General features: G+C 42.3%; 21 protein-coding genes and 1 pseudogene. 6 read left to right on the top strand and 16 right to left on the bottom strand.

Annotated features, from left to right (window positions below):
* Window positions 1-3: 3 nt before the first annotated feature.
* The 8 genes from TOL9009_RS0123245 to TOL9009_RS0123210 form a co-directional block, all read right to left on the bottom strand.
* The gene (locus TOL9009_RS0123245; protein WP_029635032.1) at window positions 4-1209 is read right to left on the bottom strand and encodes an aspartate aminotransferase; all 1206 of its coding nucleotides are present in this window, start codon (window positions 1207-1209) and stop codon (window positions 4-6) included.
* The gene (locus tag TOL9009_RS0123240; RefSeq protein WP_199341576.1) at window positions 1206-2354 is read right to left on the bottom strand and encodes an iron-containing alcohol dehydrogenase family protein; all 1149 of its coding nucleotides are present in this window, start codon (window positions 2352-2354) and stop codon (window positions 1206-1208) included. The genes TOL9009_RS0123245 and TOL9009_RS0123240 overlap by 4 nt, the downstream gene beginning before the upstream one ends.
* Before the next feature lie 201 nt (window positions 2355-2555).
* Window positions 2556-4238 (bottom strand): GMC oxidoreductase, encoded by a 1683-nt coding sequence (locus tag TOL9009_RS0123235; protein ID WP_029635029.1) that lies wholly within the window; start codon window positions 4236-4238, stop codon window positions 2556-2558.
* Window positions 4239-4961: 723 nt separating this feature from the next.
* On the bottom strand, window positions 4962-5483 hold the full coding sequence (locus TOL9009_RS0123230) for a Ycf51 family protein (RefSeq protein WP_029635028.1): 522 nt from the start codon (window positions 5481-5483) through the stop codon (window positions 4962-4964).
* A 289-nt stretch (window positions 5484-5772) separates the two neighbouring features.
* Window positions 5773-6291 (bottom strand): DMT family transporter, encoded by a 519-nt coding sequence (locus TOL9009_RS50220; RefSeq protein ID WP_313770072.1) that lies wholly within the window; start codon window positions 6289-6291, stop codon window positions 5773-5775.
* Window positions 6292-6549: 258 nt separating this feature from the next.
* Window positions 6550-7332, bottom strand: coding sequence for an SDR family NAD(P)-dependent oxidoreductase (locus TOL9009_RS0123220; protein ID WP_029635027.1), 783 nt, complete (start codon window positions 7330-7332; stop codon window positions 6550-6552).
* A gap of 478 nt (window positions 7333-7810) precedes the next feature.
* Window positions 7811-9202 (bottom strand): O-antigen ligase family protein, encoded by a 1392-nt coding sequence (locus TOL9009_RS0123215; RefSeq protein WP_029635025.1) that lies wholly within the window; start codon window positions 9200-9202, stop codon window positions 7811-7813.
* Window positions 9184-10026 carry a YaaW family protein gene (locus tag TOL9009_RS0123210; protein WP_029635024.1) on the bottom strand — a complete coding sequence of 281 codons (843 nt, stop codon included), beginning with the start codon at window positions 10024-10026 and terminating at the stop codon, window positions 9184-9186. The genes TOL9009_RS0123215 and TOL9009_RS0123210 overlap by 19 nt, the downstream gene beginning before the upstream one ends.
* 120 nt (window positions 10027-10146) lie before the next feature.
* Here TOL9009_RS0123210 and TOL9009_RS0123205 point away from each other — a divergent pair, with 120 nt between their 5' ends.
* Window positions 10147-10362 (top strand): hypothetical protein, encoded by a 216-nt coding sequence (locus tag TOL9009_RS0123205; RefSeq protein WP_029635022.1) that lies wholly within the window; start codon window positions 10147-10149, stop codon window positions 10360-10362.
* Here TOL9009_RS0123205 and TOL9009_RS0123200 read toward each other — a convergent pair.
* Entirely contained in the window at window positions 10352-10732 is a 381-nt protein-coding gene (locus TOL9009_RS0123200; RefSeq protein WP_029635020.1) for a hypothetical protein, read from the bottom strand. The genes TOL9009_RS0123205 and TOL9009_RS0123200 overlap by 11 nt on opposite strands.
* 63 nt (window positions 10733-10795) lie before the next feature.
* On the opposite strand from TOL9009_RS0123200, the gene TOL9009_RS48510 reads away from it, so the two are divergent.
* The 4 genes and pseudogenes from TOL9009_RS48510 to TOL9009_RS44645 all read left to right on the top strand — a co-directional run.
* Window positions 10796-10960, top strand: a complete 165-nt coding sequence (locus TOL9009_RS48510) for a hypothetical protein (RefSeq protein ID WP_221928652.1) — start codon at window positions 10796-10798, stop codon at window positions 10958-10960.
* A 141-nt stretch (window positions 10961-11101) separates the two neighbouring features.
* Window positions 11102-11998 (top strand): AraC family transcriptional regulator, encoded by an 897-nt coding sequence (locus TOL9009_RS42280; RefSeq protein ID WP_144238315.1) that lies wholly within the window; start codon window positions 11102-11104, stop codon window positions 11996-11998.
* A 122-nt stretch (window positions 11999-12120) separates the two neighbouring features.
* Entirely contained in the window at window positions 12121-13164 is a 1044-nt protein-coding gene (locus tag TOL9009_RS40215; protein ID WP_051503001.1) for an alpha/beta hydrolase, read from the top strand.
* Between the two features lie 107 nt (window positions 13165-13271).
* A pseudogene (locus TOL9009_RS44645) lies at window positions 13272-13691 on the top strand (RNA-guided endonuclease InsQ/TnpB family protein); the annotation flags it as partial.
* Here the strand turns inward: TOL9009_RS44645 and TOL9009_RS0123175 are convergent.
* The 6 genes from TOL9009_RS0123175 to TOL9009_RS0123145 form a co-directional block, all read right to left on the bottom strand.
* Window positions 13690-14190, bottom strand: coding sequence for a DUF2085 domain-containing protein (locus tag TOL9009_RS0123175; protein WP_029635015.1), 501 nt, complete (start codon window positions 14188-14190; stop codon window positions 13690-13692). The pseudogene TOL9009_RS44645 and the gene TOL9009_RS0123175 sit on opposite strands and share 2 nt — an antisense overlap.
* A gap of 37 nt (window positions 14191-14227) precedes the next feature.
* On the bottom strand, window positions 14228-16339 hold the full coding sequence (gene argZ, locus TOL9009_RS0123170; protein WP_029635013.1) for a bifunctional arginine dihydrolase/ornithine cyclodeaminase: 2112 nt from the start codon (window positions 16337-16339) through the stop codon (window positions 14228-14230).
* A 383-nt stretch (window positions 16340-16722) separates the two neighbouring features.
* On the bottom strand, window positions 16723-16938 hold the full coding sequence (locus TOL9009_RS50215) for a PIN domain-containing protein (protein WP_313770071.1): 216 nt from the start codon (window positions 16936-16938) through the stop codon (window positions 16723-16725).
* Complete coding sequence (locus TOL9009_RS49590; RefSeq protein WP_398344930.1) at window positions 16938-17165, bottom strand: DUF2281 domain-containing protein; 228 nt, start codon at window positions 17163-17165, stop codon at window positions 16938-16940. Before TOL9009_RS49590 ends, TOL9009_RS50215 begins: the two co-directional genes overlap by 1 nt.
* Before the next feature lie 120 nt (window positions 17166-17285).
* Window positions 17286-18110, bottom strand: coding sequence for an Rpn family recombination-promoting nuclease/putative transposase (locus tag TOL9009_RS0123155; RefSeq protein WP_029635008.1), 825 nt, complete (start codon window positions 18108-18110; stop codon window positions 17286-17288).
* A 520-nt stretch (window positions 18111-18630) separates the two neighbouring features.
* Window positions 18631-19869, bottom strand: coding sequence for a TetR family transcriptional regulator (locus tag TOL9009_RS0123145; protein WP_029635006.1), 1239 nt, complete (start codon window positions 19867-19869; stop codon window positions 18631-18633).
* A gap of 321 nt (window positions 19870-20190) precedes the next feature.
* Here TOL9009_RS0123145 and TOL9009_RS0123135 point away from each other — a divergent pair, with 321 nt between their 5' ends.
* Window positions 20191-21027, top strand: coding sequence for an acyl-CoA desaturase (locus tag TOL9009_RS0123135; RefSeq protein WP_029635004.1), 837 nt, complete (start codon window positions 20191-20193; stop codon window positions 21025-21027).
* A 130-nt stretch (window positions 21028-21157) separates the two neighbouring features.
* Here TOL9009_RS0123135 and TOL9009_RS0123130 read toward each other — a convergent pair whose 3' ends face one another.
* Entirely contained in the window at window positions 21158-21577 is a 420-nt protein-coding gene (locus tag TOL9009_RS0123130) for a hypothetical protein (protein ID WP_029635001.1), read from the bottom strand.
* Window positions 21578-21817 lie beyond the last annotated feature (240 nt).

Raw genomic sequence — 21817 nt, 5'->3', positions numbered from 1 at the left:
TTATTATGTAGAGACAACAGCCTCGCTTTGATAGCGAATACCAGCTTGCTGAAAACGTCGCATAGCTTCACCCAAGCGATCGCAATCCGCAATCAAACTTATCCGCACATATCCTTCACCAGCAATCCCGAAAGCGTTACCCGGTGTCATCACTACACCAGTTTGCTGCAAGACATTCAACGCAAAATCTGTTGAACCCATACCTTCGGGACTCTTAATCCACAAATACATCGTCGCTTTGGTTTTGGGAATATCCCAACCCAACTTTCCTAACTCTTGAATCAAAAAGTCGCGTCTGGTACAATAGCGTTGCTGGACTTCATGCAAATATACATCAGGCAGTTGTAAAGCCGTTTCTGCCGCAGTTTGCAAAGCCGCAAAAATGCCGTAATCAAGATTGGTTTTCAAAGTCCGCAAACCTTGAATTATATGGCGATTTCCCACCACAAAACCCACACGCCAACCTGCCATATTATAAGTTTTAGAAAGAGTGTGAAACTCTACACCGATTTCTTTGGCACCGGGAATTTCTAATAAACTTGTGGGTTGATAGCCATCAAAAGCCAACTCAGCATAACATAAATCGTGTACGAGAATAATTTCATGTTTCCGGGCGAAGGCGACGATTTCCTCAAAGAATTCGCGGGGGGCAGTGGCAGCGGTGGGATTGCTGGGATAATTGAAATACAGCATTTTCGCGCTTTGAGCAACGTCATCAGGAATTGCTCCTAAATCAATCAACCAATCATTTTCCGGTTTGAGAATTAAGCTGTGGACTTTGCCTCCAGCGATCGCCGGTCCGCGAAAATGTGCGGGATAAGCGGGAGAAGGAACCAAAACTAAATCGCCAGGATTTATATAGGCGATCGCTAAATGTGTCAATCCCTCTTTAGAACCAAGTAGCGGCAAAGCTTCGCTATCTGGATCGAGAGTTACACCATAGCGACGATGATACCAATTAGTAATGGCGCGGCGAAAGCTCGCAGTACCTTCAAACGGTGGATAACCGTGATTGGCGGGATTTTTCAAAGCAGCGATCGCCGCTTCCACAACTGGTTGCGGTGTCGCACCATCGGGGTTTCCCATCCCCAAATCAATCAAATCTAATCCTTGTTCCCGCGCTTTCGCTTTCAGTTCATCTAACCGCGCAAATACGTAAGGGGGTAGTTTTTGTATACGTTCCGCTGGGACAATCCAATCCAAATTCATTCCTGAACCTCGTCAATTCCCCTTATTGTTACCCGCAAAGCTGTAGTATCTATTGGTGCAGTGGTGGAAACCATCGCCGCCATCAACTGTTCTGATACCACTTTAAATGGTAGTCGATGGATGTCAGAATTAGGCGAAGTAGCAATTTCTGCCGCTGTTTGCAACTCACCTAAAGTGATGTTGCCCAAACCTAAATCGCTCAACTTTTGCGGCAACCCAATCTCTGTATAGAATTTCAACAACTGTTGCCTTGCGGCAGCAGCTAGTTGATTTCCCTGTACCATTTCTTCTAAGCGTAGTTGCACCAAGATACCGTAAGCGACCTTTTCGCCGTGAATACTGTCGTGTTTGCAAATGTGGGTTAGACCATTATGCACTGCATGTGCCGCAACAGTACGACATTGTGCGCCACCAATTCCGCCAATTACCCCAGCGAGTAAAACAGTAGCGTCTACAACTTCTTGCCAAACCTCGCTTCCTGGGGTTTGGAGCGCTGCGGCTGACTTTTGAAACAAAATGTCCCGCAAAATCCGGGCTTGTTGGACTGCGGATATAATTAAAGTCTGTTCTGAGTGTCCGCTGCTAACAGAGGCTTCGTACCATTTAGCGATCGCATCCCCAATTCCCGCTACCAAAGTACGTTGTGGGGCAGTTTCAATTAAGTCATAATCGACTATCAATAAATCAGGACACTGAGAAAGCGTCACGTCATATAAAAACGCGCCCGTTTCTGAGTATACATTTGAAAGGGCAGTCCAAGCGGCACAGGTTGCGGCTGAAGTAGGAATTGTTACCACAGGCAACTGTAACTGATGGGCGATTAACTTGGCTGTATCCAGTGCTTTACCACCACCAACACCGATAATTACATCAGCTTGATGTAATGTAGCAGCTTTGTGTAAAGATTTTAAACTAGCTTCACAACAATCTGCGCCATAAGATGCTTGAGCAACTTCTAATTGTTGTAAAACCGGTTGTAAATAAGTTTGACTCAAAGCGAGAGTGCGATCGCCTCCCAAAATCAGCGGACGATTTCCCAAACGAGAAATTGCTTCAGCGCAATTCGTCAACGCACCGGCACCACGAATGACTTTTGCGGGTGCGATCGTCAGAGTAAATAATGAATTAGAAGTTTGAGTAGACAAAGTAGGATGGAAAATGATTAGGCATATATTCTAGTTTGCCAAAAAAAGTTTCATATTATTTAACTTATATTTTGCACCTCCACCCTTCTAGGGTGAGGCTATACGAACAAAGCCTACCTGCTCCCGCTAAGACTTTTATTTTTCCTTTAGTCCACGCAGGTGGACTTCGTTTGTGTAGCCGCGACTTCAGTCGTCAGGCAACTAAAAACAGCGACTTTTCACATAATCCGCCAGCCGCACAGCCAAAGCGACAATAGTCAGAGTAGGATTAGCAAAGCCACCTGTAGGGAAAACCGAACTCCCGGCTAAAAACAAATTCGAGATACCGTGAACTTGACAATTTGCATCGACAACACCCTGAGATGGATCGTCATGCATCCGGGTTGTGCCCATATGATGATGTGTGCTGATAGATAGAACTTGAGGAAGTTCTCCATCCGATGCAATCTGGAATTCGCCCAATCCGGCGCGAGCAAACTCATCTGCTAAAATTGCTTGGGAAGTCTTTATACTATTAATATCAGTTTCAGTCCAGCGCCAATTTAACTGCGCTTCTGCACAACCAAGTTTATCAAGCTGACTACTAAGCATTACCCGGTTATCAGGATGAGGAGCTTGTTCAGTTTGACTCACCACTTCAAACATTGTAAACTTTTTATCTTTGTTTTTTTGGTACGACCATCCACCCTGGCTTAAATTAGAAAACATCAGTTTCTTTTGAAAGTGACGTTTGTACCATTGAAGAAAAAGACTATCAAAGTCTTTAATTACATTCCCTAAATGTTTAGGAAAATATTGAGGTATTTTCCCGCGTCGAGTTGCGGCAAGCAAGATTTTTAAAGAAGCTTTTCCCGCAGTTCTAAATTCGTTATGTGTGGGAAAAATCGCCGTTGTAAATTTGTTATGTCTGGGAAAAAGTAACGCACTCATATTGAGTAATTTTTCTTGATGCATAACTTCTTGAGCTAAGGTAATTTTTCCCATTACAGGGACATTATTTACTAAGCGTAAGTCATATAAAGCTGTAGAATTGAAGATTTTGGGATTATTAGGCAAAATCACACCCGAACGAATTAAGGGATGATCCATAAAAAATCTGCCGACTAAATCATTTTGATTACCTAAGCCATTTTTTTGAGTTTTATTTGATAGTAATAATAACCGGGCATTTTCAATTCCACCAGTAGCTAAGATAAATACTTTTGCCGCTATCCAAAATATCTTCTTTTCCAAAGTAGCCACTTTGACACGAGTTACAGTTTTGGCTGTTTCGTCAGTTTCAATTTCGACTACATTCGCATTCAGGTAGGTAGTTATATTAGCGGAACGATTGATTTTATCACGATATTCCTTGAGAAAAATATCACGAGGTCCCAACTGAAACATGCTAGTAGTTACACGTTGATTGTTGAAGGGTAGTTGGGGAGATTTATTATCTTCCCAAGCTTCAGCCTCATAAGCAAAATTTCCCAGCTTGCAAACTGCTTGAGCGCGTTCATAGAAAGGATTAAGATGAGATTTATTAAAACACCATCCACTATATGGCAACCAATCGCGTTTTTCAAAGTCTATTTCGTCTAAAGGCATATGTCTCAGACCAATTTGCTTGTTATATATTTCAACACCCCAAGCATTAGCTAGTCCACCATACTGACGCCGACGTATCTCATGTAGTTCGGGAAAATTATCAGCGATAGTTTCACCTTCACAAAGAGATTGTGTTTCTTGATTAAATTCTAAGTCACCACTTTCTAATAAACAAACTCGAAAATCTTGTCCAATAAATTCTCGCGCTAAGGTAATTCCGGCTGGACCTGCACCTACAATACAAACTTCAGTTTGAATGACTTCATCTGTAGGTAAATTACGACTATCAATTAGCATGGTTCTTTATATCCCTATTTTTTATTGACTGTTATATAGTTATCTGTTGCGAAGATTCAAAATGATTTATACAAATATTTTTCATGGAAAAAACAATTTTTTAGCATAAAATACTGCAAAGCAAAAGACATTGACTGAATTTAAATATGCGTTATCCATAAACCGTATAAGACGTTCCACCGGAACGTCTCTACATTTTTTTTAAGGTCTATGTCTAAAGAGCAGTGAGGTAGTTGAATTCATACAAAAAGATGCAAGTATCTCTACAAACAACGAAGATACTTGTTAAGTTTATCAATTGAGTGCAATAGACATCTGTTGGAAAAGATGTAGAGACGTAGCAATGCTACGTCTTTTCGGGAGATGTGCAATACACCCAGGCTGTTTGCGAACCAGATGAGAAAGCCTTGGCATTATGTACTACATACAATTGATCGCAGCGATACATTTAGTAAGTTTAGATAAACTCCAGAGCGAATTATTCAACTTATCTATAAAAAGAAGGATAAAACAGGATAAAATATTTAAAGATATGCTAAAGCTTTATGTTTGGTGATATTCCCGACTTCTTCAATAAGTCGGGAATATTGCAATCACCAATCTGGGAGGGGGAAAGGGGAAAGGAAAAAAGGGGAAAGGTGAAGAAGTTATTTAAAATACGCATAAACTTTTTTTCTTTTCTTCCCCCCTTTCCCCTTTCCCCTTTCCCCTTTACCCCTCTTCTTAAGCGGTTGGTTTTGGGAGTAGCGCGAATTTTTCGGGGTAAATTTCAATCGCAATTTCTGATTTTTCACGAGAAGTAAGCGATCGCTTTACCTCACCCAAGTATAGTGGCACAGAAAGCCCAGGTTGTGGGTGGATAATAGTACGCGATCGAATTATCAGTTGGTTATCTCCCCGTGAAGTTGAGCGTCCGTAAGAATATAAATTGCTGGCTGCTTGACGTAAAGTAGCTTCTAATTTCTCTGGAGTAATGCTCGGTGGTATCGCAATCACCGCTTGTGTAGATCCATTATCATAAACTAGAGAATACTTCACTGCACCCGGAATCACCGTGCGACTCAAAGGTGCCAACGACAGTGCAAACAAACCAGTCGTCATCACCAGCATAAAGCCAGCCGCACCCACTAGCCGAAAGCGGATGCCCCATTTTAAAATAAAACCCAGGATTGCGATCGCAGCCAAAACCAAGCTAGCAATTCCTGACCATTGAGTGTACTGAAGAAAATCAGCGGTTGTGAGCATAACAGTTGACTATTGAGGTGTCTTTTTCTTGTTGATACACTTATTCTACGGGGTTGCATTACTTGAAATTAACTGCACCTGAGCTTTTAACCAAAAAAATCAATAACTAGACATAATTTTCTAAGTACAGCGATGGCGTAAGTTCGTAGCCTTTTTTAACGCAGAGGAACAAAGGAGGTAAGCGCAGAGTGACGCAGAGTTTTTTTCTCTAGGATTCGCTACGAAAAAAGCGAAATTCTGTACTAAGAGCTTTCTTCGGTAAAGCTGAATTTTGAACAGTTGATCTGAGTCAGTTAGTTTGCTCCTCAGTCTGTTTCGTTGACAACTCTACTGGATTAATTGGCAACTTTTCCATTTCTGGCTCTTTTACCGACATTTCCGGGATTATCAAAGCACTGTCAGAGGACGGGGGAAGTATATCTGGTGTTTTTATCGGGTTTGTAGTTTCAAAGTGGTTCAAACTCGCATCGTCACTAGACAAAATTCCTTTGCCCTCGTCGGCAATGGTTTCATTATTTAGTTGCAGACCAACCACTCCTATGATTATCAGTACTATTGATAATATTTTTCCAAGACTAACTGACTCATTAAACCACAAAATCCCTATGGTTACTATCAAGACTGTTCCCAAACCAGACCAGATTGCATAAGCAGTACTTACTTCAATTGTTTTGAGAGCGAGCGTCAAGACGCTAAAACAAAGAGCATAGAAGAGGAATATGAAAATTGAGGGCCATACTCTAGTAAACCCTTCTGAGAATTTCATAGAAGTAGTGCCTGCTACTTCAAAAAGGATTGCCAAAATCATGTATATCCAACCCAACATTTTTTCCTTAAAATAGGTCAAGTAGAGCTATTGTATGTTATATTTGCTGTCGCTTACTGAAGCGATAAAAGCATCTATAAATTTGCTAATTTTATCTCAAGTACAAATGTTTAAACTGGTTAAAATTCTCTCTTCCTGTCAAGTATTCCCAAGGGACGTATGACACTTCCAGATATGGAGTTTAGCGTGCATTAGTTTGATTAGTCCCATGATTTTCCTTTGAAACTAGAGCAGTAAATTTTACCAAAGGGAACCAGCAGATACCGTAATATTCTGCATTGTCATACCGAACGCTTCATCGCGGCAAAGGAAAACAGCTAGAGAGCCAATCTCTTCCGGCTGTATAATTCTCTTCTGGGGATTACCCTGCTTGATTTCCTCCATATATTCAGCTGCGCTTCTGCCTTCTGCTTCAGCACAACGTTTAAATGCTTTTTTGGCAAGGTCAGTTTCTACCCAGCCTGGACTAATGGCATTGCAGGATACACCGTGAGGCGCTCCTTCCAAAGCCACGCAGTGGGTTAGTCCCACTATCCCGGCTTTAGAAGTACAGTAGGCGGCATGTACGGGAGAACCTACCTCAGCTGCGGTGGAAGCAATATTGATAATGCGTCCCCACTTGCGTTCAATCATTCCTGGCAGACAAAGCTTGATGGTGCGATAGACACCGTTGAGGTTAACATCTATGATTTGATGCCAGAGTTCGTCGGGATGACCGCATATTGCTTGTTCGGCAGCGATTCCGGCAGAATTAGCAAGTATGTCTACTTTGCCGAAGGTTTTTACTACAGCCTCGTAAAAAGCCAGCACCGAATTAGTTGATGTGACATCAAGCTTTACTGCAATAGCCTTAACTCCCCGTGCTTCAATTTCAGCTTTGCACGGACTTGTGCTAGCAGTGCGGGAGCCGATCGCTACATCAGCCCCAGCTTCAGCAAAAGCGATCGCCATAGCTCTGCCGATACCAGAAGCTCCACCTGTTACCATTGCCACACGACCTTGTAAAAATTTTTCTTGGCTCATTTCTGTATGCGATCGCAAAGTGAAACGACATTGAGAGCGAATTTAATTTTTTTGTATAGTTAGAGTTTTTGGAAAACCAGAACATACATTGGCTCTGTCTCAAAGATATTGAACTGTTCTCGGCTAATTAAATTCCAAGACAACTCTTTGAGTATTTCGTGTAAAGACTCGGCGTCATTATAATAATCAACTCGCACCGTTAGTACAAAACATCCATGCTTCTGTGTCAGCTTCAGTAAATTGGTTATGTGTCATCAGCATTAAGAAAAATACAGGGACGCATCACGGTTAACAATATTGAATTAGTTTACAACCCAATATTCCGCACGTAAGCGAAGAGATTAATGGTGTTTTTTACTTACGACACTACCAGATTTAAAATTAGAGTACAAGATATTGACCACTTTTGAGCCAACTTTTTGACAAATTACTACAAAGCCGAAAAAAAGCTGACTTTGGCGGTTTTAACTTTTGATTTTTATTCCCTGACTTCTAGCTGTTTGTAGCGATAGATTATTCCACAAACAGTAGAAAACAGCAACCAAGCTAGAGTATTCAATCGGAAATCAAATAAAGTTACATCTGCCGTATTAAATAGCACCCACCCGACCAAGACAAGAAGGTAACTAAAAAGGATCAATTTGTCTTCTTCGTCGATATCTTTTGACCTTCGCAATACTTGGACACCCATGAATAAAATCCAACCGAGTAAACCACAATACAATAAAGTAATGGGAAACCCTGTTTCAGCACAAAGCATCACAAACAGGTTGTGGGGATGACCTAAGCGAATCTGTGAATGTGCTTTGTAAAGTGCAGTAAAATTGCGTAAACCCCAACCAGTCCAAGGACGCTGTTCAGCTAAAGACCAAGCAAATTGCCATTGGGTTTTTCGCATTAAAGCTGTTGGTCTATCGGGATACATTTGGTCGTTTAAGCGTGCCCAAAAGAAAGCAGGAACGACTTGACGAAATATAACTGCGATCGCTTGGGGTGCAAAAGCAGCTAACATGACGCTACCAACGATACCAGAAACAAAAGCGATCAGAATCCGCCAACCTTGGTAAACAGCATAAGCGAAACAGGCAGCAATTGCGATCGCCCAAGCATTGCGCGAGTTAGTTAAAATCAACGCTGCAAAGTTGGCAATTAATACCACACTGAGGAAGAGGAAGGGGAGATAGGGGGATGGGGGAACGGGGAGAAAGAATTGTCCCCTTGTCTCCAAGAAGTCCCCTTGTCCCCCTTGTCCCCCTTGTCCCCCTTGTCCCCTTTCTCCTCTCAACTGCTGATAGCTTTCTAACCACAACCCTAACCCCAGGATTAAAACTATCATCAGATAAGCACCTAAGGTGTTAGCGTGCATGAAGATTGAAGCCATGCGACCTGGTGGATCTCCTTGGGGTAGGATGTTTATTTCCAAGACAATCCACAAAACTTCTAATTTAGAAGTCCAGCCAAAAAATAATTGCCCAAAGCCAATAATCACCACAGGTATGGAAGATATGACTAAATTCCAAGTTAATTGGCGTAATTGGTTGGGTGTCTGAATTAAAGCGCTAAAGCCGATAAAAAATAAAATGAACGGTAAGAAATTAAACAAGCCAAGGAAAGCTTCTGTTTTATTCTCAGCAAAAGCACAGCTAATGATTAACAATACACCGAAGAGGGCAAATCCCCAATTGAGGGGACGGCGAATAACTGTGCGGTGTTGTCGTAACCAAGTTATTAATGATGCAAAACCTAGAGTTACCGCTCCTAAAAACGGACTCAACGGAAAGATAAATAATCCCAGTTGAGCCAAGTTCCAAGGAAATTGTAAATTAGGATTGGGATGGCGAAAAGCAGTTGTCAAACGGGTTCCCAACATTCGGTGCGGGTGAGGCGAATTTGAGCTAAGGCAAAGATAGTGGGTATAATTCTACCGTAGTTGGTGGCGATCGCTCTCCATCCTAAATCTGCAAAAAACCAACCCCACATTACTGGTCCTAACATCGAAAATACACTTTTGACTGCGGTATAACGAGCTGCATTCACAGCCATACCCCGTCGTGCCATCTGCAAAGCTACATAGTTTTGAAACTGCGTTGTTGCGATTATCCCACCTTCAACTGCTGCTTGTTGGGCTATTTGATAGGTGGCAAAGTGCATCGCAAATTGACGGGCGATTTGTTTGAGCAACAATGGTTGTATAATTGTAGTCATAGCGATCGCGCTACCACCTTTGAAAAGCAACCCTAAAGGATCGTGCTGTAATGAAAGTGGTAACGGTTGATTCGATTTAGATTTGGCAAGCTGCTGCTGCACCTCCACATTCAATTTTTGCTTTTCTTTTTCGGGTAATTTTTTCCACACATGCCCTAAAAGATGCAAAAACACTTCTGCTTCTAAATCAACTGTTGCTAGTTGATGATAGTAGCGAATTTTTAGATACTTACATACTTGAATCAAAGCTTCTCGGTAAGTTACCAGCTTTGTCCGTCCCCTTAATACTGTGATACCATCTGCCGCCAAAAAGCGAAAGCGTGCTTCGAGTGCATCTAGCCAAGCTTTGTGGTCTTGATTTTGCACTTCTATCGGTTCTGGTGTGTGAACATAATCTATAGGATTAAATTTACGACCAAACAGAATTGCCGTTAAATCCTGCAATTCTTCTTGGGTTGCTAGCTCTAGCGCCGTCCTCAGCTCATCCAATGTCTCTTTCTCCCTAACGATCCGCAGATGAAGGTCTGTACTTTATTCTACTATTAGCTTTCAGCAATCATGATTAGTTAATTCGTCCTTTGTCATTAAGGACGAATTAACTAATCATGATTGTTCATTACCTGTTATGTCAAACTAATAGCTAAAATACCAGCACAAGAAAGTACCCAAACATTTGGATACCCGGAAATTCAGCCATCCGAACAGCTAAAAAGCCAGCCATCCAAAAATTTAGATACTCAACCACCTGGATACCCAGACATTCAGCAACCCGAACACGCAGATACTCAACCATCTAAAGATTTATCACCGCTCGTTAAAATCTAGACAAAGCTATCCAGATGACAACATTTCTGCCACGCTCTTTATGCTTGTATCCAGGCATTTTTGGTTTACCTAAATACTTTTCTTTATTGTTTGACCAGTCTTTTAATGCTGCTAACCAACATGACCAAGATTCAGAAACTCTACGAACAATCTGTTTACTAACTTTAGTTGGTAGATATCGATAGGCTTCTAAGTTCTTAGTTTGATGGTAAATATCAATCGAGTTGTAATACTTTTTGGTTTCAAAGAAGTATTGACGTTGAACATAGTTAGCAGAATTGTAAAGATGTTTGGATTGCAACGCCAAATAATCGCAATATGACCAAAATTTATGCTGACGGCTGATAATGTGTCTTTCAACTAGCTGCATTTGACTCGACCTTTCAAATGTGTCATGCTCATATCGTATATGAGTTAAACAAAGGTTGTCAAGATGGCAGGTAAAAAAATCTATAGTGAGCCGAAACGTAGATTCACTATGACTTTGACTGAAACAGCTATTCAATGGTTAGAAAAAAAACAGCTAGAACTAGGAGCAAACAGCTTAAGTGATGTGGTAGAGCGGATGGCACGAGAAAAGCTACCCAAAAATGAGTAGTACTGGGTAGCTTTGTCTACAAATTAAGTTACAGTTCCTAACCCCAAAAATCCGGTTCAGAGTCACCTTGGGAAAAAAATTAGGGATAATGACAACATCCAGAATCAATTAAGATAAGTTCTTAAAATTGAAGACCCAGCCGTGACGTTGCACAGCAGTATTAATTTAATTAATCCGCACACAGGGCAGCGTTTTCCATCTGCCCCAGATAGTTCGGTTGTTCTGTCTAGTTTTCAAGCAGGATGGCATCACAACTTCACCCTAGAAGTACAAAGGCTCAAGCCGATGGAACTTCCAGAACATTATATTGAAGGGCATCGACTGATCGTCAATTTAGGCGGCTGTGTACGTTTTGGTTGGCGTAGCGGCGGAAGAACCCATGAAGACATTTTGCCGCCTGGGGGGTTTTGCCTTCAATCAGATGGCGAAACCAACGCTCCTTTCTGGCAGGATGAACTGACAGTAGCAGCCATTGCACTCTCACCGGATTTGATCAATGCCATTCTCGAAGACCGCGCCCCAACTGCCATTGATACCTTTGCTGAACGTCGTTGCATCACAGATGAGTTGGCATACAACTATGCTAGAGCTTTATCAAAAGAGTTGGTCCAACCGGGGGAACCCTTGTATGCACAAACTCTATCCCTGTCTTTCACATTGCACCTGTTGAGCAAACATCACCGCAATGCCAAAAAACCTTTAAATCCAAAAGGGAAACTATCATCGAAGCAACTAAAAGACGTAATTGAAACCGCACAAACACAACTTGGTACAGAATTGAGCCTCAGCCAACTTGCTTGTGCCGCCCAAGTTTCCGACTATTATTTTTCCCGCCAGTTTAAGAACACCACAGGTTTAGCACCGCATCAGTTTGTCCTGCGCCTACGACTAGAGCGAGCGAAAAAATTACTGCTCACAAGCCAACTGTCCCTTTCGGAAGTAGCATTAGCTGTGGGTTTTTTTGACCAGTCTCATTTTAATAATGTCTTTAAACGTGCTTTTGGTGTCACTCCACGCGCTTTCGCTAAAACAGTTTAAAAATTGAGCAAGAATTTCCAATTTTTCCAGTAGTGAGTTCTGCGAGTATTTAACTATCGGCAAGGGAACACAACCACAACAGCCGCAAATCCAGTTATACCCCAACTCAAGGAGCTTACATCATGCTGTCTGTAAAAAAAATTGCTGTAAAAACACTCTTCCTCGCTTCTTTTGGTTTACTAGCTCTACCATTAACCGCTACTGCTGACTTACAAACTGTTGAAGCCAAATCTATGCCTACCCAAAGCCAAACTGTTGCAGCGAATCAGATATCAGTTCGTAAAGTTCAATTTCTCAGCCAGGGTACAAAGGTAGTAGGTAATCTCTATCTACCAGCGAACATCAAAGCACCACAAGCTTCTGTGGTTGTGGTAGGGCCGCAGTCTAGCGTTAAAGAGCAAGTAAGTCAAGTTTACGCCCGTCAGTTAGCAGCGCAAGGATTTGTGGCTTTGACCTTTGATCATCGCACCTTTGGTGAAAGTGGTGGCGCACCCCGCCAGTTTGAAAACCCACAAATGAAAGTTGAGGATATTCACAGTGCAGTAACTTTTTTACGGGCATTACCGGAAGTTAAGCCTGATGCAGTTGCTTTAATGGGCATTTGTTCAGGTGGTGGATACTCTGCAAAAGCGGCGGCAATGGACTCTTCAATTAACGCCCTTGTTACCGTAGCTGGCTTCTATCATGACCCGCAGGTAATGCGTCAATGGTTGGGTGAGAACTACAAAGCTCGTCTCAACATGGGTAGAGAGGCACGTATTAAATATGAAAAAACTGGTCAAGTTGATTACATGACCAACGTAGACCCAAAAAACCTTAACGTAGCTATGCCTGGTCAAGAAGCCTATGATTATTATGGAACCAAACGTGGTTTGCGTTCTGGCTGGGTCAATCGTTCAGCAGTAATGTTCTTTGAGCCTTTCTTACAATTCAATGCTATTGATGCTGGTCGTGATATCAAGGCTCCTACTTTGGTCATTCATTCAGATACCGCTTTAGTTCCTGATGGTGCGCGTCGCTTCTTCCAGAGTATACCAACCAATCAGAAAAGTTTACACTGGATGAGTACAGAAAATCACATTGCCTTTTACGACCAACCAGAGGTAGTGGAGGAAGCGGCTCTTAAGACAACAGCATGGCTCAAACAAACACTCACTAGAAATTAAGTCCTGTAGCCGTAAAATGTCTAGTACAGCACGGCGTAAATAAACATACCATTTCAAACAGGCACAAGTTTTGATATATGAACCTTTTGAATGAGTGACTTTTGACTGGCGTAATGGTTAAGAATCCTAAATTTTTGCGTCAAGGCGAAAAAGTTCTTAAGGGTTCTCAACGTCGGGTATCAAAGAAGACAAAAGGTTCAAAAAATAGAGGCAAGGCTAGACAGGTTTTAGGAAAACGCCATCTCAAAATAAGTAGGCAACGTAAAGACCATGCAGTGAAGCTTGCACGGTGCGTAGTTCAGTCCAACGACTTGATCGCTTACGTTAGCGAAGCGGGGCGCGTTTAGCGCACAGATTTGAGAATTAAAAATATGGTGAAAAATCATTGTCTAGCTAAGTTTATAAATGACGCATCTTGGTATGAGTTTCGTGTTTGGGTTAAGTACTTTGGAAAAGTATTTAAACGAGTCACGGTTGCGGTTAACCCGCAATACACAAGTCAAGAATGCTCTAGCTGGGGATCAATTAAGACTTACGATGATGCAATATTGGCATAGTAAACAATCCCCAAGCCAAACCCGTAATTAACCCAAAAGGTGTAACCAAATAATTGTTAAAATTCCACCAACCCAAAACCTGCGCTGCTAACTCCCACGGATAAGCCATCATTAACACAGTTGAAGTCGCCGCACCACTCCAACCATACTGACTCAACCAGTAAAAACCTTTACCACCAGTCACCCCATACAGCAACCGAGTAATTAGCAAACCCGTTACCGTACCGTAACAGCGCATACACACAGCCATAATAAACGGCGGTGCCAAATCTAACCCCATATTAGGTTGCGGACATACATGATTTCCCATGAAATAAATAATGTCCGCAATCAAACTTAAAATTGGCAACTTAGACGCAGCAAGAAAAGGAGCCGCTAGGGGTCCGACAACCATCCCCGCAAGCAGAAAGTCAGCAATAAAACTGACCCAACGAACTTGTAACCCACTCTTAAAAGCTACCCCTTCCATCCCTTTCTTACCTCTGCGCCTGGTGCGGTTCGTTTTCCTAACCTACCACAGCTTGATAAGGACTAGTCAACTTATCCAACTGCTGCACTAACAGACTCAAGAACAACCCGACATCTGTCACCACACCAACCGATTCAATGGAACCGCGATCGCTTAACTTCGTCACCACAGCTGGATTAATATCTACACAAACCATCTTCACCCCAGCCGGAGTCATATTCCCCACGCCGATAGAGTGCAGCATTGATGATAACATCAAAATCATATCTGCACCTTTAAGCAGCTTTGCATATTCTTCCTGAGCCTGAATCAAATCCATCTGCGTATCTGGTAATGGACCATCATCGCGAATCGAACCCGCAAGGCTGAAAGGTATACCAGCGCGGACACACTCATACATCACACCACTTTTAAACTCCCCAGCAGACACAGCCGCAGCAATGCTACCATGACGGCGGACAGTATTAATTACCTTCAAATGGTGGCGATGTCCACCGCGCACAGCGACACCCCGCTTCATATCGACACCGAGAGAAGTCCCCATCATATTTTGCTCCATATCGTGGACTGCGATCGCATTTCCACCCAACAGAGCTTGGACATATCCTTCTCTCACCAATCGTGCCAAATGTTCGCCACCGCCAGTATGAATCACCACAGGTCCGGCTGTGACAACTACTTTACCACCCGTATCGCGAATTTTACGTAACTCCCACGCCACCTGCTCCACAACTATTTCCACGCGGCGTTCGCTGGAAACACCCGACGACATAAAGCTGAATTCTTGAGCGTTGCGTTGTTCTCGCGATTCTGGTTTGCGGATGGTGCGGATACCTTGCACATCGACAACTACATATTCGCCTATTTCTAAATCGCGTAAAAGTTTACACCGCGCCAACCAACCATTAGGAGTTTCGATCACAGCGATCGCACCATCCATCCGCTGCGATCGCACCTTCACCCATTCACCGTTAATCCGTACTTCCGTCGGATAAATCGTACTTACATAAAAATCATCTGGTGCAACTCCTGCTTGCAATACAGGCTCAAGTTTGGTGTCGCGCTCATCTTGGGGCAAATCTACCGCACCCAAATCAATTAGGTGAGATATAATTTCTTCCATCACTTGATGGGAAGGTGCCGACACCTTCACTTCAGCGGCTGAAGTACTTTGTCGCTGTTCTCCCAAGTTGAAATTCAGCACTTGGAAACTACCACCGCTATCGATAATCATATCCAAAGCGCGGTTAATCAAACCAGAATCGAGCAAGTGTCCTTCAATGCGAATAATTCGACTTTCTACCGAAACATTGGCGTGAACTTCATCACGTAGTGGTTCCGTCACTCGCAGTGTCAGACATTTTGCCGCACCACCTGCTTTGAGAAATTCTGTTAACGGTGTTTCCATCACTTGGAAACCCGCATTTTTCAGGCTTGCTTTCAAAGCATCCGAAGCCTTGTTCATTATCACAATATGGTCTACATTTACCGTATTGCAGGCAAAGTTGATCGCGTCCGCTTCTTCAATGGCAATCCGCTTTTCTGCTGCGACACGCATTTCAATCATGCGGTTGGAGTAAGAATCAAAAGCACCTGGATAATACAGCAAATAGCCATTGGCAAGGGGACAGAAGCAAGTATCCAGGTGATAAAAGCGCTCATCTGTCAAGCGTAAAGACACCACCTCGATATCCAGCCACTTAGCTAAATAGGGGTGAGAATCTAATTCTGAACGAAAGCCGTATCCCGCCCATAACCAGCGTCCTTCTCGGTCTAGAAGTGCGTCTCCCGCACCTTCAAAGGGCAAATCTTTCGGTAGTTCGTTGACTGTGTAGCCGTTTTCTTCAAACCATTGTTTAAAGTAAGGTTCCTCACCCTGACGCTCTTTGTGTAAAAAGCGGCTGAGAACAACGTTATTACCCAACACTAAGCCAGCGTTGGCGGTAAATACCATATCTGGTACACCTTTCTGGGGTGTAACCAAGTCTACAATAGCGTGTTCTTTGAGGAGAAGATGCAGTTTTTGCCACTGTTGCACTGCGCGATCGCGTGATGACTTGTGAATATTCCCTTCCATCCAGGGGTTGATCACATAGTCCACATCATAGTGGTCAGGGGCGCACATTAAAAAGCGAATCCGGGAATCCATAGGAAATATCACAAGCGTTTTTGATGCTACAAGCTTTTGTCGTTCCAATTTTGTCAAATTTGCTACTAAATTATTTCTTTTAGTAGTAAAAGGTGTTACAAAGCTTAGATTATTATTCTATAGTTCTAAGGGATTCAAAGCCAGGACTCAACCGATAATCCTCTGGCTTGTTGAATTCGCTCAAAGTCGCTGTCTGCCGAGATAATGGTCAGATTATGTTGTAAAGCGATGCCTAGGTTGGGCTACGCCAACGCCGCAATCCACAGATCGTTCTCATCGAATCCTAATTCAGTAATTTTAGTTTTTCGCCGCTTGCTCTTTTCTTTGGGACCAAATTGTTTGATCAAACTGGCTTTGAGTTGACCGTAAATAGTAGCTATATCTTATGTAAGTAGATAGATACGAATATCTTCGATAAACTCTGCCAAGCGAACGAGATTAATTTCTCTTTGTGCAGAATTCTCCATCATATATGTAAGTTTTCCTTGCACAATTACACAAGTGGCGATGTTTAATTCTCCAACTTCGATCACTTTACGAATAACGTTTGGTTCGCCCAAAATAATACCACTACAGTGATTTGTGTCAAGCAAGTACATTATTTTTCAAATGGGTTATCATAATCAAATTTGGCTTTGCCACGAGTAGCGTAAACTGATTGAAGACACTCTTCCAAATCATCGCCAGCCCATGTACCTAAGTGTTTAAGAATGGAACGTCCGGAAGCTGGACGGTAGGACTGTTGAGAATTATCGGTTGAAGTTTCATTTAAATCTATTTGTTCGGTTGTGACCTCTGCTTGTGATTCTTGGGGTAAAGATTGTATTTCTGGTTGTTTTGTTTTCAAAAAATCAGTAGGTTTAAAGCTGACAATGGCAGAAATTTATGAAGATGTCATCAAACTTGACTAATCATAATCGGCAGGGCTTACGCACTCCCCATCGCTTTATAATTTCGATGCGGCTTGTCTAACAACTTGTTCATCCAAACCTAACGCTTGAGCTATCTGTTCAATACTCAAACCTAACGCCAATAACTGAGGTATGGTTTCAAGCTTACCTTCTTCCTTCCCTTCAAGCTTACCTTCAAGCTTACCTTCAAGCTTACCTTCAAGCTTACCTTCAGCAAAAACTTCTTGATAAAATCTAGTTTGCTTTAACTCATTTAATCCAAACATTTTTTCCATCTCCTCCCGGCTCAAGCGCGGCAATTTGTAGATTAATATCGTCTCTATTAATTGTATAATTTCCCTCTGTTGGGCGGCATCGATGATTTGTTGTCGAGCGCTGTTGACTATCTCTATAGCTTTTGTTGTCGCTGTTGATTCTGGTTCGATGATTAATTTTACTGTCTCAATCCCGATAGATGATGCCGCGATCGCTGTTAATTCGTCAAGATAGATACGAGTCACTCGTGGTGAATTGAGTAATTCTGTATACCTCTCGGTAGCTCCAGTATCAACGCTGCGGTTGGGGAAGATGACAACACCACACCAGTTGTTGATTAATTCGGTTTTATCCAGATAGTTAAAGATTTCTGCGAAGAAACGTGAGTAAAATTTTTTATCTGGTTGAAATTGCACCTCAGCAAAATAAATAGCTAGTTCTGAAGTATTGGGTAAAAATACACCATCAATTCTAAAAGCTAGTTGTTTGACTTCTACTGAAGAAAATTGGTAAACGTCAGCAAGTGATGCTGGTTGGTTAATCAGTTCAAAGAAAGTGCTGGGTAAGCTTTGAAAGATGCGATAAAAGATGCTGTCGGTTTTCAAAGTAGTTGGTGCGTGCAGTTAATGAGTATATTTTATAGTTTGGCGAACTCACAAGTAATATCGTCTTTGCAAGCGTGAAAATAGATTTTATTGAGATCCCCGACTTCTTCAAGAAATCGGGGATCTAATTTTTTCACGAATTTTTTAGGGCTGATATACAGCATATTTCACTCCTTAGGAGGTACATGCATAAAACCCAAAACCCGCTCTGAGACGTTCCGGCGAAACGTCTCTACGTGTATTCAATAAAAACGCAATTTGCTGTATCATTTTTTGCATAACTCCTGATGTCAAAGGCTGTGGTTATAACCATAACATAAGCTATTTTAACCTTAGGATAAGATTTCCTTATGTAAATAAAAGTTGTTGTGACCAAACCATAAGCTGTAGTAACAAATGAAGAAGCCGTAGTTATAAATGGAGAAGTTGTTGTAATTGCAACACAAGCTGCGGTTACAAATGCTCAAATCAAAGTTAATCGTTCTCATTCACTCAACAACTAACAACCATCAACTAACAACTATCCCGGTTTCTGGTCTAAACGAGTTGCTTCCTCTAAAGCGGCTTTTTCTCTGGCTCTTTTGGCGTAGGGTTGTAATTGAGTGCGATCGCATCCGGTTAAAATGCTAAGATTTTCCAAGCTCATGCCGCGCATCAACATTTCTACACGCCAAGTTTGTTGTGTTTGAATAATTGCTGGTGGTTGTCCTTCTGGTGTTAACAGTCCTTGTGTCCACATGTGCCAGTGTACGTCAATTTGTGATTCTGACATTGGCGAGCCAGATTCATGAATAAACATGGCAGGTTGATTATCTTTACGACTTTTCAGCCATTTAGTTAATGGATTGTTGGTGTAGGAACCATAGCGACTACCCATTATCCACTGATTGACAGGTACTTGGCGAAATCCGGTAGTTGTAGCAATTTGCAGAAAGTGTCCTTGACTATCGTAAAATTGATGCGATCGCTCTAAACCAACTAATTCCCGAACAGACAACCCACCAGCAAATAACACATATGCCAATGCATAATCTTGCACTCCCAATTTTCTCGCTTGTTGCAGAATTTGATGGACTAAAGAAGCCGGCAAATCAGCCACTTCCCTAATACTAGAATTTATTACAGTCAAACTTGAGGAATATTGACTTGTCTCAACTATCGGTGACATCGCTCCCTGTAAAAACAACTGCACCAAATTCTCCAGAAAATCATCTCTATCTTCCCAAAGTTCGTGAAATTCACTCGTAAACTCAATTACCGCATATCCCAGCAGCATCCCATTTAACAAACTAGCTAGTTTTTCTGCCGGGAGATAGGTATTTAAGTGTCCATGTTCAATTACAGTAGCTAAGTACTCTGCTACATAACGGTTAGCTTCCGTTAACCCCCGTCCCAAAGCGCGACGATTTTCTGCTGGGTACTGATCTGCTTCACCGACCACAGACCTAACAAACTCTGGAACTTGTTCTAATGCGTGTAAGCTTTCACTTGCATAATCTTTCAGAGCTTGATACACATTACCAGGTGGAATTGCTCGACGAACAAGAGACTCACCTAAATTTTTAAAGGCTGCGGATTCTTCCAACACAGCTAAAAGTAGCCCGTGCTTGTTGCCAAAATGCCGGAATAGCGTCACTTCATTGACTTCTGCTTTTTCTGCTATTTGACGGGTTGTGGTGCCACTGACTCCCTGAGCGGTAAATAATTCAAGTGCTGCTTGAATCAGACGTTGACGAGCTGAATGGGATTGAGAAGACATATAAAGAAAAATGCAAGTGCTACTTGCATACAAATCGCCGAACTGTTAGCATAAAAATGTAAGTGGTACTTGCTCAACTGTAAACGATTGCTTTAGAAAGAGCTGAACAGATAATCGGGTAAACCAATGCGTGAGGTGTATAAGCAAAGCGCCTAACGCACTAAAAAAAAGAATGACTCTTGTAGCGAATGAGGCATCTAGTCTCAGCAATCTGCGGAGCCAATTCAAAAACCAACCTCGCAAAATCTGTCAAATTATGCCGAGCATATTGCAACTCCTGACAAAAGCAAATCGCTTCCTCAATCATCGACAGGAATTTTTATGACTGCAAAATTTTTTGCCAGCACTCCTGAGAGCGGAAATTCACCGACGCTCAATTGGACAAATGTAGTATTTTTTGCTACATTTCATGGCATAGCTTTACTTGCTCCCTGGTTTTTCTCCTGGTCTGCATTAGCTTTAGTGATATTCCTCCACTGGCTATTTGGGAGTATTGGTATATGTTTGGGGTATCATCGACTGCTGAGTCATCGAAGTTTCCAAGTCCCGAAGTGGTTGGAGTATGCGATCGCTCTCATCGGAGCGTTGGCTTTGCAAGGAGGTCCAATTTTTTGGATTGGTGGACACCGGCAGCATCACGCTCACACAGAAGATATTGACTTAGACCCATACTCTGCTCAACGAGGATTTTGGTGGAGCCACATGCTCTGGATTTTCTACCCTCGTTCAGAGTTCTTTGATTATGAAATCTATCATAAATATGCCCCCGACCTAGCACGACAACCATATTATCGTTGGCTAGATCGCTACTTTTTACTTTTGCAAATTCCTCTCGGTATCTTGCTGTATCTCATCGGTGGCTGGTCATTTGTCATCTACGGAATATTTGTCAGAGCAGTCTTGCTTTGGCACTCAACCTGGTTTGTCAACTCCGCTACACACGCTTGGGGCTATCGCAATTTTGAAGCAAACGACGGTTCGCGTAACCTCTGGTGGGTATCCATTGTCACTTACGGTGAAGGCTGGCACAACAACCATCACACCTTTCCCCAAATGGCAAAATCTGGCATGTATTGGTGGGAAGTCGATGTTACTTGGTGGAGCATCAAAGTTTTGCAGACTCTGGGTTTAGCCAAAAAAGTTAATTTGCCTTCTTAACCACACATACATATTGTAGAGACGTTCCGGCGGAACGTCTTTACTATAAGACTCGCAAAACTACACCACACATATTGTAGAGACGTAGCAATGCTACGTCTTTACGATCAGACGCGATAAATCGTCGTCTCTACAACTGCATCCGTACCAATTCCTGTTGAAGATGCTTACCCCACTGTGCAGCTAAAGGAATTTCTGTAAAAGGAACCCGCACCGACTTCTCAGGGGAAAAGACAAATTCCAACTCAATAGACCGACCTTTCTCTGGTGGATCTTCTGTATCTGCTGCTTTTTCATCTACCAAAAGGCGGATTTCTTTAACATCTCCCAAAGAAAAAGTTTCCAACTTGATTAAACCTTTTGGCGTGGGTTTTCCCCAAGTCATATTATTGCCTTTTTGACCCAACACCGAGTAAATATCATACTTAGCTCGGTCAAATTGCTCTGCCCAAACCCGATAAGCTTCAACTTTTTTATACTCCTGGGAGCCTTGCCAAGCCAACCAGAAAAATATAAATAATAAAGGCAACCATAAAAGACCGCGTTCCATCGTTGAAAAAGTCCTAAGTACAGCTTTGCATTAATTCATGACGAAAATTTATCACAAAAACTTTGCGTCACTTTGTCTTGAAAAGTTGTTCATGGGGGAAACCCCCTTGGCGCTAGCCTCTCCCTTTGGGAGAAGACCACACTTTTCGCTGCGCTTACCTCCGCGCTACGAGTGCGTTAAAAAACGCTACGCTTTTACGCAAAAGTTTACCGAAAGATTGGGTCTAAAGCCTCGCCCTTC

The organism is [Scytonema hofmanni] UTEX 2349, assembly GCF_000582685.1.
Lineage (GTDB): Bacteria > Cyanobacteriota > Cyanobacteriia > Cyanobacteriales > Nostocaceae > Hassallia > Hassallia hofmanni.
The sequence above is the reverse complement of the archived record's forward strand: the minus strand, read 5'-3'. Positions and strand labels throughout refer to the sequence as shown.